General features: G+C 26.5%; 14 protein-coding genes. All 14 read left to right on the top strand.

The genetic code is table 11. The features are described 5' to 3' along the window. Positions 1-152: 152 nt before the first annotated feature. Entirely contained in the window at positions 153-605 is a 453-nt protein-coding gene (gene ndk / locus Q0087_RS06265) for a nucleoside-diphosphate kinase (protein WP_297898831.1), read from the top strand. A gap of 391 nt (positions 606-996) precedes the next feature. Further along, positions 997-2,784, top strand: coding sequence for a translation initiation factor IF-2 (gene infB / locus Q0087_RS06260; protein ID WP_297898830.1), 1,788 nt, complete (start codon positions 997-999; stop codon positions 2,782-2,784). Positions 2,785-3,263: 479 nt separating this feature from the next. After that, positions 3,264-3,662 (top strand): 30S ribosomal protein S6e, encoded by a 399-nt coding sequence (locus tag Q0087_RS06255; RefSeq protein WP_297898828.1) that lies wholly within the window; start codon positions 3,264-3,266, stop codon positions 3,660-3,662. Positions 3,663-3,752: 90 nt separating this feature from the next. Then, positions 3,753-4,976: a translation initiation factor IF-2 subunit gamma gene (locus Q0087_RS06250; protein ID WP_297898827.1), complete on the top strand. Its 1,224-nt coding sequence runs from the start codon at positions 3,753-3,755 to the stop codon at positions 4,974-4,976. Between the two features lie 51 nt (positions 4,977-5,027). After that, the gene (locus Q0087_RS06245) at positions 5,028-5,384 is read left to right on the top strand and encodes a PIN domain-containing protein (protein ID WP_297898826.1); all 357 of its coding nucleotides are present in this window, start codon (positions 5,028-5,030) and stop codon (positions 5,382-5,384) included. Between the two features lie 31 nt (positions 5,385-5,415). Then, positions 5,416-5,940 carry an inorganic diphosphatase gene (locus Q0087_RS06240; RefSeq protein WP_297898825.1) on the top strand — a complete coding sequence of 175 codons (525 nt, stop codon included), beginning with the start codon at positions 5,416-5,418 and terminating at the stop codon, positions 5,938-5,940. Between the two features lie 115 nt (positions 5,941-6,055). Then, positions 6,056-6,613, top strand: coding sequence for a DNA-directed RNA polymerase (locus Q0087_RS06235; RefSeq protein WP_297898824.1), 558 nt, complete (start codon positions 6,056-6,058; stop codon positions 6,611-6,613). Between the two features lie 42 nt (positions 6,614-6,655). Continuing rightward, entirely contained in the window at positions 6,656-6,832 is a 177-nt protein-coding gene (gene spt4 / locus Q0087_RS06230; protein WP_297898836.1) for a transcription elongation factor subunit Spt4, read from the top strand. Positions 6,833-7,239: 407 nt separating this feature from the next. Then, entirely contained in the window at positions 7,240-7,764 is a 525-nt protein-coding gene (locus Q0087_RS06225) for a GTP-dependent dephospho-CoA kinase family protein (protein ID WP_297898823.1), read from the top strand. 43 nt (positions 7,765-7,807) lie between these two features. Next, positions 7,808-8,137, top strand: a complete 330-nt coding sequence (locus Q0087_RS06220) for a 30S ribosomal protein S24e (RefSeq protein WP_297898822.1) — start codon at positions 7,808-7,810, stop codon at positions 8,135-8,137. A gap of 23 nt (positions 8,138-8,160) precedes the next feature. Then, entirely contained in the window at positions 8,161-8,316 is a 156-nt protein-coding gene (locus tag Q0087_RS06215) for a 30S ribosomal protein S27ae (protein ID WP_042703721.1), read from the top strand. A 501-nt stretch (positions 8,317-8,817) separates the two neighbouring features. Beyond that, a complete protein-coding gene (gene argH, locus Q0087_RS06210; RefSeq protein WP_297898820.1) occupies positions 8,818-10,245 on the top strand; it encodes an argininosuccinate lyase in 1,428 nt (475 codons plus the stop codon). A gap of 474 nt (positions 10,246-10,719) precedes the next feature. Continuing rightward, on the top strand, positions 10,720-11,154 hold the full coding sequence (locus Q0087_RS06205) for a Bro-N domain-containing protein (RefSeq protein ID WP_297898819.1): 435 nt from the start codon (positions 10,720-10,722) through the stop codon (positions 11,152-11,154). Between the two features lie 93 nt (positions 11,155-11,247). Continuing rightward, entirely contained in the window at positions 11,248-11,544 is a 297-nt protein-coding gene (locus Q0087_RS06200) for a hypothetical protein (RefSeq protein WP_297898818.1), read from the top strand. The last annotated feature ends 281 nt before the right edge of the window (positions 11,545-11,825 follow it).

Raw genomic sequence — 11,825 nt, 5'->3', positions numbered from 1 at the left:
TCAATTAGATTATTTATTTAATTAGACTATTATTCAATATTCAATTAGATTATTTGTTAAATTAGATTAATCACTCAATTCAATAATTATCAAATTATCCATAAATTTTAATTAGCAGTTAATCAATAAATATAAGATTATGAGGTTAAAAAATGATGGAAAAAAGCTTTGTTATGATGAAACCAGATGCTGTCCAAAGAAGGATTATGGGAAAAGTCTTAACTCGATTTGAAGAAAAAGGACTTCAAGTTATTGCTGCAAAACTTTTAAAAATTGATGAAAGCCTTGCAAAAGAGCATTATGGTGAACATTCTGAAAAACCTTTTTTCAATGATTTAGTTAGCTATATAACTTCATCTCCTTCATTTGCAATGGTAATTGAAGGCGACGATGCAATATCATTGATTAGGAAAATAGTTGGTGCTACCAATCCTAAAGAAGCAGATCTTGGTACTATAAGAGGAGATTTTGCGATGGATATGGGTAGAAATATTATTCATGCTTCTGATTCTCCAGCTTCAGCAGAAAGAGAAATATCTTTATTTTTCAATGAAGATGAAATTTGTGAATATAAAATAGCTGATGATGCTTGGATTTATGAATAAATCTTTATTGATGTTTTATTAATAATTTATTAAGTTTTAGCTATTTAATGAAATATTATTTTAAATATTTTTAATAAATATTAAACTTTTAAATATATTTAATTAATATTAAACTTTTAATATTTTTAATTAATATTAAAATTTTAAATACTTTCAATAAATATTAAACTTTTTAAATATATTAAATATTCAAATATTAAATATTCTCATTGGTATTAAATTTATTAAATATTATTGTTCAAATAAAAAGATTTAATTGTTCAATTTAAAAAGATTGATTGATTTTTTATTTTAGAGATAGAATTAATCATTTTAGAAATAAAATTAATCATTTTAGAGATAGAATTAATCTTTTTATAAATAAAATTAATTACTATAAAATTGGAAAAATATGAAAATTAGGTCCCCTATTGTATCTGTTCTTGGCCATGTGGATCATGGTAAAACAACACTTCTTGATTTTATTAGAGGTAGTACTATAGCATCTAAAGAAGCTGGTGGGATAACTCAGCATATTGGTGCTACTGAAATTCCTATAGAAACAATTCAAAATATTTGTGGAGATTTTATTGGTAAATTAACTATCCAAAAAGACATTCCAGGACTATTTTTTATTGATACTCCTGGGCATGAAGCTTTTACTAGTCTTAGAAAGCGTGGAGGAGCATTAGCTGATTTAGCTATTCTTATTGTGGATATTAATGAAGGTTTTAAACCTCAAACTTTTGAAGCTTTAAACATTCTTAAAATGTATAAAACTCCTTTTATAATAGCTGCAAATAAAATTGACAGATTATTTGGTTGGGATTCTCATGAAAATTCTTCATTTTCTGAATCTTTTTCAAAACAAGCTAAAAATGTTCAATTAGGCTTAGACAAACAGATTTATGAATTAGTTGGAATTTTACATAAAGAAGGTTTTCAATCTGAAAGATTTGATAGAATAACTGATTTTTCTTCACAAATTAGTATTATTCCTATTAGTGCTAAATCTGGTGAAGGAATTGTGGAATTGCTTGCAATGTTATTAGGACTTGCACAAGAATATTTAACTGAACAACTAAAAATTGAAGAGAATTCTCCTGCAAAGGGAACAGTTTTAGAAATCAAAGAAGAAACTGGCCTCGGCGTAACTATTGATACTATTATATATGATGGTATACTTAAAAAAAATGATGAAATCGCTTTGATGGAAGTTGGTGATGTTCTTATAACTAAGATTAGATCAATTTTAAGACCTCTTCCTTTAGAAGAGATGAGAGATTCTAAGAAAAAATTCAAAAAAGTTAATGAAGTAGTAGCTGCAGCCGGTATAAAAATAGTAGCTCCTAATCTCGATAATGTAATTTCTGGCTCTCCTTTAAGAGTTACTCATGAAGGGGATCATGTTAAAGAAGAAATTTTAAGAGAAATAGAAGATATTACTATTCATACTAATGATAATGGAGTAATGGCTAAAGCAGACACTCTTGGTTCTCTTGAAGCTCTTGTAAATTTATTACAGTCTATGGATATTCCAATAAGAACTGCTGAGATAGGTGATGTTTCTAAAAGGGATGTTATTAATGCATCAATTGTACAGCAAGAAGATCCATCTCATGGGGTAATTATTGCTTTCAATGTTAAAGTTCATCCAACTGCTCAAGAAGAGTTAGCTAATTCCGAAATAAAATTGTTTTCTGGTAATGTTATATATCAAATTACTGAAGAATATGATCTTTGGATTAAAAATAAAGAAAAAGAACAAAGACAAAAATGGTTGGATGCAATAATAAAACCTGGAAAGATTAGAATTATTCCTAAACTTGTTTTTAGACAGAGTAAACCAGCAATTGCAGGAATTGAAGTCCTTAGTGGAACTATAAAACAAGGATTGCCATTGATGAATAATAATGGTCATGTTGTTGGGTCTATTGAAAGTATGCAGGATAAAGGAGATAATTTACCTTCTATAAGTAAAGGTCAAAAGGTTGCAATGGCAATTAAAGATGCCATTATTGGAAAAGACTTTGAAGAAGGGGATGATCTTTATATTGATATTCCAGAAAAGCATTATAAAATATTAGAAAGAGAATTTAAAGATAAATTGAGTGAAGATGAATTTGAAACTTTAAATGAAATTTTAACTATTAAAAGGAAAGTGGATCCTGATTGGGGAGCATTTGGACTTTTTGAATAATTTAACTATATATTTTCAAATAAATAGTTTATTTCAAGTTTATTATTTACCATAGTTTAATACTTATAAAAAAAATAAAAACTAATAGAATAATTAATAGAAATAAAATTAATAGAAATAAAATTAATAAAAATGAAAAACTAATAGGATAATTAATAAAAATAAAAAAATAAAATAAAGATAATGATAAAAATATTAATAGAGGATAATAAGAATAATATAATAAAAAGTATATAATAAATTATTGATTATATATAAATATTAAATATGCTATGAAATTGTTATAATATTAAATATATTATGAAATTATTATTATAATATTATTATAATATGAATATTATGATATATCTTATGGTTTTATACTCACAAGAATGATAATTTAATTAAAAATTTTTATTAATATATAAAAAATTTTTATATATATTAAATTGTCAATTATTAAATATTAATTATTTATGTTTGTTTAAAGGAGGAATTTTTTGGTATTTAAAGTTGTTATTTCAGAGAAAGAAGAAAGTCACCAAATTGAAGTAGATAATAATAAAAAACAAATCGTTGGTTTGTCTATTGGTGATGAATTAAGTGGAGATTTAGTTGGACTTGAAGGATATACATTAAAAATCACTGGTGGAAGCGATAAGAATGGTTTCCCAATGAAAAAAGATGTTGAAGGTCCTAGAAGAATTAAAAGTTTATTATCTGGTGGTATAGGTTACAAACCTAAAGCTGATGGTGTTAAAAGAAGAAAAACATTAAGAGGAAATACTATATCTGATGATATTGTTCAAATTAATACCGTAGTAGCTGAAGCAGGTAACAAATCTATTGATGCTATACTTAATCCAGAAACTGAAGAATCTGAATCTTCAGAAGAATAATTGGGTTATTTTTAACTCTTTTATTGTATTAAATTGTCGTGTATGGAATTGTTGAATATTTTTAATATAAAAACACAGCAGGTGTAATCTGTGAAAGTACAGTCTGATGTTAACATAGGGCTAGTGGGTCATGTCGATCATGGTAAAACAACTCTTACCAAAGCATTATCAGGTATCTGGACAGATACTCACAGCGAAGAAACAAAAAGGGGCATATCTATTCGTTTAGGATATGCTGATATTGAATTTAGGAAGTGTAACAAGTGTGGTGAACCTTTGTGTTATACAACTGCTTTAACTTGTGAACACTGTGGAGAAGAAACTGAATTTTTAAGAAAAGTATCTTTTGTTGATGCTCCTGGGCACGAAACTCTTATGGCTACTATGTTATCTGGTGCTGCAATAATGGATGGTGCAGTTCTCGTAATAGCTGCAAATGAACACTGTCCTCAACCTCAAACAAAAGAACATTTAATGGCTCTTGATGTTATTGGTGTCACTGATGTTATTGTTGTTCAAAATAAAATTGACATAGTTTCTAAAGAAAGAGCTATTGAAAGTTATAAGGAAATTCAAGAGTTTGTAAAAGGTACCTGTGCAGAAGGTGCTCCAATTATTCCTGTTTCAGCTCAACAAGGAGCTAATATTGATATATTAATCGATGCTATTGATAAGAAAATTAAAACTCCTAAAAGAGACCCTAATAAACCTTCAAGAATGCATGTTGCAAGGTCATTTGATATAAATAAACCTGGTTCTCATCCTAATGATATTAAAGGTGGAGTAATTGGTGGAACTTTAATTCAAGGGACACTAAAACAAGGACAAGATATAGAAATTCGTCCTGGTATCGAAAATAAAAGAGATGGGAAAAATGCTTGGATATCTTTGACATCAAAAATTATTGGTTTAAATGCTGGTGGAGAAGAAGTTGATGAAGTAGGGCCTGGAGGATTATTAGGTGTAGCTACTATGTTGGACCCTTCACTTACAAAAGCAGATTCATTATCTGGTTCTGTAGCTGGAGAACCAGGAACTCTTCCTGATGTATTACATAGTTTTGCAATGGAAACCCATCTTTTAGATCGTGTTGTTGGTACTAAAGAAGAAAGAGATGTTGCTCCTATTAAAATCAAGGAACCTTTAATGATAAATTGTGGTACAACCACAACAATTGGTGTTGTAACAAAAGTTAAAGGTAATGTCCAAGTTACTTTAAAATTACCTGTTTGTGCTGATAAAGGCGATAGGGTAGCTTTAAGTCGTAGAGTAGGAGCTCGTTGGAGATTGATTGGTTATGGTATCATCCAATAATGTATCAGATAGAATTGTTGAAAAGGAAATTGTAATTGATACAAATTTTTTATGATTCCCTTTCAGTTCAATATTGATATAATAGATGAACTTGAAAAAGCTTTTCCTTCATATAAATTGACTACTACCAATTTTGTTATAAATGAGCTAGTTGGTTTAAAGAAAAATTTAAAAGGCAAAAATAGGGTTGCAGCAGGAATTGGTCTTAAAATAGCTAAATCTGCGAATGTTTTAATAAAAGAGATTTCTCTTAATAAAGACGAATCTGTAGATGATGGTTTACTTAGAATTTCAAAAATTTTAGCAACAAACGATATTGAGCTAAAAAAAAGAGCAAGAAAAAAAGGTATAACTGTTGTTTATCTACGTCAAAAAAGATATGTTGCCTTTGATGGATATTTAGAATGAATTTAATTGAATATTAAATAATGGTGGAAATATGAATTTATGGACTGAATTAAATCCAGGATCTGAGTTTCCTGAAGTAATAAATGCAGTAATTGAAATTCCTAAAGGATCAAGAAACAAATATGAATATGATAAAGATATTGAAGCTTTTGCTTTAGATAGAGTATTATATTCTTCAGTAGTATACCCTGCTGATTATGGTTTTATTCCTCAAACTATCTATGATGATGGAGATCCGATGGATATTATGGTATTAATAGATCAACCAACTTTTCCAGGTTGCGTAATTGCTTCAAGACCAATTGGAATTATGGGGATGATTGATGGTGGAGATAAAGATTATAAAATTCTAGCTGTTCCTGTTGATGATCCAAAATTTAAAGATATTAACAATATATCTGATATTCCCTCCCATGTTCTAGATGAAATTGAGGAGTTTTTTAAAACTTATAAAAATCTCGAAGGCAAAAAAGTTGAAGTGCTTGATTGGGAAGATGCTGAGATAGCTAAAAAAGAAGCTATTAGATCTATTGAATTATACAAAGAGAAATATTAATACATAATTGGAAATTAAATTTATATTTAATTTTATTATAATTTATTTATCATATATTTTATATATTAAAATATATTTAAATAATTTTATCATATGAATATTATGAGGGATTTATTTGTACTATTTAACAAAAATTGAGGATACTGTGAGAATTCCTCCTTATAGGTTTGAGGATCCTCTAGAAGAAGTGGCTATTGAAACTTTAAATGAAACTTACAATGGTATGCTTGATAAAAAATTAGGCTTACTTGTTAGTGTAAATGATATAGAGGTCATTGGGGAAGGTAAAGTAATAATGGGTGATGGTGCTGCTTACCATGAAGTTATTTTCAATGCAGTATTCTTTAAACCAGAATTATATGAAATAATTGATGGTGAAGTTATTGAAATAGCTGAATTTGGAGCTTTTATCCGTATCGGCCCAATGGATGGTTTAGTCCATGTTTCTCAAGTTACTGATGATTATATCAATTATGACTCCAAGAGAGGAGCTTTACTTGCTAAAGAATCTAAAAAGAGCCTTGAAGAAGGAAATTTTGTCAGAGCTAGAATTGTTGCTGTTAGTTTAAAAGGCAAATCCACTAAAGAAACTAGGATTGGACTCACTATGAGACAACCTAATTTGGGAAGATTTGAGTGGATTGATGATGAGAAAAATAAAAGTAAAAAGTAAGATATAACTACTTTAATTATTAGGAAGTATTATAATATGAGTATGAAAGCTTGTACATCATGTAAAAGAATATCTACTAAGGAACGTTGTCCTGTTTGTAACAATCCTACTTCAACTAATTGGAGTGGTCTTTTACTGATTATAGATCCAGAAAATTCTGATATAGCTAAAGAATTAAATATTGAATTACCTGGTGAATATGCTCTTAGAGTAAGATAAATTAATATTATATATATAATGATTTTTATTATGTATAAATAATAATTATCAGATTATAATTGAATTATATTGTATTATAATTGAAATTGTGTTATATTATAATTGAATTGTATTATAATTGAAACTGTATTGTATTATATTATAATTGAATTGTTATTTATCTATAAATGAATTGTTATCTATTTATAATTTAATTATCTATTAAATTAAAAATTATTAAAATAAAAATAAAATTTAAATCTGGATTTATTTACATATTAATCTATTAAATTTGATTCAATTTAAATTTGAGAATATATAATAAATTTTTATTATTTATTATAAATTTTGGACTTATAATAAATTTGAATTTTATAAATTTTCCAAAAATTTTTTCATATATATTTATATATTTAAGAGGTTTAATCGTGTTAGTATTAGATGAAGCTGATAGAAATAAATTTAAAAAACCTTTAGGTAAATTATACCCATTGTTTGAAGATGCATTACCTAAAATTCTTTCATCTAAATTTTTAATATCTGTTGGAGATGCAACAACTAATAATCTTCTTAATGAAAAAATTTATCCTAATATTAGTATTATTGATAATTTAATTCAAAGGAAAATTCATAATAATAAAATAATTCAAAATAATGAAATTAATCGCACTGAAAATGTTTTGTTTACAAAAAATCCTTCAGGAACTATTACTGATGAACTATGGGAAACCATAGATATAGCTATCAAAAATGCAACAAATGATGATATAAAACAATTAATTGTTGTAGATGGGGAAGAAGATCTTGCTGTTCTTCCATGCATCATAATGGCTCCAGAGAATGCTACTATTTTATATGGGCAACCTAATGAAGGATTAGTATTTTTAAATGTTTCTGATGTAAGAAATAAAGCTAATGAACTACTTAAGTTGTTCAAAAAAGTAGCTAACTAAAATTATTTAAATAAAGGTTATATTAAATTAAAGAGGCTTAAAAATGGAAATTGATATTTTAAGTAAAAAAGAAAATAAAGTATTAGATAGGACTGAAGTTAAATTTGATTGTATTTATTCTAATGAAGCTACACCTAAATTATTAGATGTTAAAAGTAAATTAGTAGCTTTATTAGACACTAAAAAAGAATTAATTGTTGTTGATTCTGTTCAACCTCAATATGGTCAAGCTAAAGCTGCAGGTTATGCAAAAATTTATGGCTCAGTTGAAAGTTTAAATAATATTGAAACTGAACATGTAATGGCTAAAAATAAAGAAGCCGAAGTTGTTGAAGACACTGAATCAGAAGAAAATTCTGCTTCTGAAGAATAATTATAGTCTGGAGGACTCAAACTATGAAAAAATCTACACTTTATGAAGTTGATGGAGACAAATTAAAAAGGAAAAATCCGTTTTGTCCTCGATGTTCTGGTGGTGTATTTATGGCTGATCATGGTGATAGATATGCTTGTGGAAAATGTGGATATACTGAGATTAAAAATAAAGATTAATTCTTCTTTTTAATTTTCATTTAATTTTTATATTTATTATTAGAACTTTTTATTTTTATAATTCTATAAATAAAATTTTATTATTTAATATTTTTTACTATTTTTAATTTTTTATTATTTTTATAGATAAATTTTTGATTATAGGGATTTATCTAATTGAGATTATTATACAATTCTTTTATCTAATTTTTCATCTAATTTTTTTATTTAATTTCTTTATACAATTCTTTTATCTAATTTTTTTATCTAATTTTTTTATTTAATTTTTTATTAATAATTTTTATTTTTAATAAAAAAAGTTAATAAGGGATATATAACTAATATAAGTACGTATAGAAAATATATTTTTTATTGTTTACTAATAAATTTTATAATAATTGAATATGATAATTAAATATAATAATTAACATATAATAATTTTTTTAAAAATTAAATATAGATATCTATGATATGTTTAATTAATCATTAGAAATAGAAATAGAATTTCTAAGGGGTATTGAATTGAATTTAAGAAGTGGAAGATTAGATAAAAAGATGACAGAAGATGCAGCAGAATATACATCTTCACTTGATGCAGATAAATATATCTTTGATAGTGATGTTAAATGTAACTTTGCACATGTATTGATGCTAAAAAATGAAGATATTATTGATGAAGAAATAGCTGATAAAATATTAGAGGCATTAACTAAACTAAGAGAAGAAGGGTTTGAAGCACTCAATTTTGATTATTCTGTTGAAGATATTCACATGGCTGTTGAAAATTATGTTACTGATATGGTTGGTCAAGAAGTAGCTGGTTTTATGCACACAGCTAAATCAAGAAATGACCAAGTTGCTACTGATATTAGGTTGGCTTTAAGATCTAAGATAATCGAAATTCAAATAGCTATCTTAGATTTTATTGAGGGATTAGTAAAATTATCTGAAGAACATAAAGAAACAGTTACTATTGGTTATACTCATCTTCAACATGCTCAACCAATTACTATAGCTCATAATTTTATGGCTTATGCTCAATCATTAAAAAGAGATTATCAAAGATTAGATGATACATATAAAAGAGTTAATCAGAATCCACTTGGCTCTGCAGCTATGACTACAACTAGTTTTCCAATCAATAGGGAACTTACTACTAAACTTCTTGGATTTGATAATTATCTTGAAAATTCCATGGATGGTGTTTCAGCAAGAGATTTTATATCTGAAACAGTTTTTGATTTAGCTACTTTAACCACAAATTTGTCAAAAATGTGTGAGGAAATGGTATTGTGGAGTACTTATGAATTTGGAATTATTGAGATAGCTGATGAATTTTCTTCAACTTCATCAATAATGCCACAGAAAAAGAATCCTGATGTTGCAGAAGTTGCTAGAGCTAAATCTGCTGTAATTAATGGGGAATTAGTTACTATAATGACTATATTAAAAGCTATACCTTATACTTATAATAGGGATTTACAAGAAATAACTCCTCATCTTTGGAATTCAGTAGAAATGGCTTATAATACTCTAAAAATTGTGAAAGATATGGTATTATCTGTAAAAATTAATAAAAATAGATGTTTAGAGTTAGCCAGTGCTAATTTTGCAACTGCAACAGATTTAGCTGATGTAATGGTTAGGGAATCAAAAATTCCATTTAGAACAGCTCATAAAATTGTAGGTCGTCTTGTAAATCTTTCTATTGAAATGGATTTAGAAATTGAAGATATTAGCTCTAGTTTCATAGATGGAATATCTAATGATTTAGGTTTTGGTAAATTAAAATTGTCTGATGATATTATTCAAAAATCTCTTGATCCTTTAGAAAATGTTAAAATGAGACAAGTTCCAGGTGGACCTTCTCCTGAAATGGTTCAACTAGCTTGTGATAACATGAAAAATTTTCTAAAAGAAGAATTTAGTAGGAAAATTACTGAAGATTAATTTTTTTATTGATTACTTATTGATTATATGTGGAATAGTTTAACATGTTATGTGTGAATAGTTTAAAATAATTTTAATAAATATATCCTTAAAGAGTTATATTTTAAATGGCTATTGTAATATTTAATAACTATATTTTTAAAGAGTTATATTTTATTAAAAAAAAGTGTGTCAAAAGCAACCTAAAGTCTACCTAAAAATATTATTATACTAATTTGTGGGATTGAATATACTAATTAAATCAATTCCAACAAAAACAATCAAATGAGATATGGTTGTTAAAAAATATAAAAAAATACTTCGGAATTTCAATATCAACTATTATAAAAGACTTAAAAGAACTTTTAAAACTTTAAACTAATATTTAAAATAAATTAAAAGGTAAAAAGAAAAGCAGGATATATTGTAACATGAAAAATGACACAGATTTCATTGGAGTATATCAACTAGTTAATATTAGGTTGTGTCTGAAAAATGATTGAACATAATCAAATTAAATTATTTAATAACAAAGAAATAAGAAGTTTATGGAATAAAGAAGAGGAAGAATGGTATTTTTCAGTGATTGATATTGTGGGAGTTCTTAGTGGAAGTAAAAACCCTAATGATTATTGGTATAGGTTAAAACAAAGAGAAAAAGAAAATGGAATTGAACTATCGACAAATTGTCGAAGTTTGAAACTCCCTGCCAAAGACGGCAAAATGAGATTAACTGATGCTGCTGATACTAAAGGAATTTTAAGAATTATACAATCAATACCTTCTCCAAATGCCGAACCTTTTAAATTATGGTTGGCAAAAGTTGGCCATGAACGTTTAGATGAAATAGCTGATCCCCAATTAAGTGTTGAAAGAGCAATAAGTAACTATAGAAAAAAAGGATATAGTGAACAATGGATTACTCAATGATTAAAAACAATTGAATTTAGAAAAGAACTTACTGCTGAATGGGATAGGGCAGGAGTTGAAGAAGGTAATGAATATGCTATCTTAACTAATGAATTGAGTAAAGCCTGGTCTGGAATGACAACTGGAGAATATAAAGATTTTAAAGGATTGAAAAAGGAAAATTTAAGAGATAACATGACTAATTTAGAACTTGCTCTTAATATGTTAGCTGAAGCAACTTCTACTGAATTTTCTAAAGCTGAAGATCCTAAAGGTCTTGATGAAAGTAGAGTGGTTGTAAAGAGAGGTGGAAATGTTGCTGGTGAAGCAAGGAAAAATATTGAAAAACAATTAGATAGGACAATTTTAAGTAAAAAGAATGCATCAAATCCAAAATTATTGGATGAATAATATTTGTTTTTGTATTAAATCTTTGTTATCTTATTTATCATAATTGCTATTAAAATTACTATTATAATTATTATCAGAATCATTTCAAAGTCGTTTGTAAAATCCTGCCTAAAAATAATATTATACTAAATATAAAAGAATAAAATAATATGCTAGAAGGTTACTTTAATAAGTAATAATAGAAATTTTGATAAAATACTTTTTCATCAAAAGTTATTTCAAAAGGGAATCAACAAAACATTACAATTTACAAGTGCCAAGAGATACTTTAAATAAATATA

Source organism: uncultured Methanobrevibacter sp. (genome assembly GCF_937881195.1).
Classification (GTDB): domain Archaea; phylum Methanobacteriota; class Methanobacteria; order Methanobacteriales; family Methanobacteriaceae; genus Methanobinarius.
The sequence above is the reverse complement of the archived record's forward strand: the minus strand, read 5'-3'. Positions and strand labels throughout refer to the sequence as shown.

Coding starts and splice junctions, on each gene's coding strand:
- Q0087_RS06245 (WP_297898826.1), top strand. CDS start 5,028: ATGATTCCCTTTCAGTTCAATATTGATATAATAGATGAACTTGAAAAA.
- spt4 (WP_297898836.1), top strand. CDS start 6,656: ATGAAAGCTTGTACATCATGTAAAAGAATATCTACTAAGGAACGTTGT.
- Q0087_RS06220 (WP_297898822.1), top strand. CDS start 7,808: ATGGAAATTGATATTTTAAGTAAAAAAGAAAATAAAGTATTAGATAGG.
- Q0087_RS06240 (WP_297898825.1), top strand. CDS start 5,416: ATGAATTTATGGACTGAATTAAATCCAGGATCTGAGTTTCCTGAAGTA.
- ndk (WP_297898831.1), top strand. CDS start 153: ATGATGGAAAAAAGCTTTGTTATGATGAAACCAGATGCTGTCCAAAGA.
- infB (WP_297898830.1), top strand. CDS start 997: ATGAAAATTAGGTCCCCTATTGTATCTGTTCTTGGCCATGTGGATCAT.
- Q0087_RS06205 (WP_297898819.1), top strand. CDS start 10,720: ATGATTGAACATAATCAAATTAAATTATTTAATAACAAAGAAATAAGA.
- Q0087_RS06215 (WP_042703721.1), top strand. CDS start 8,161: ATGAAAAAATCTACACTTTATGAAGTTGATGGAGACAAATTAAAAAGG.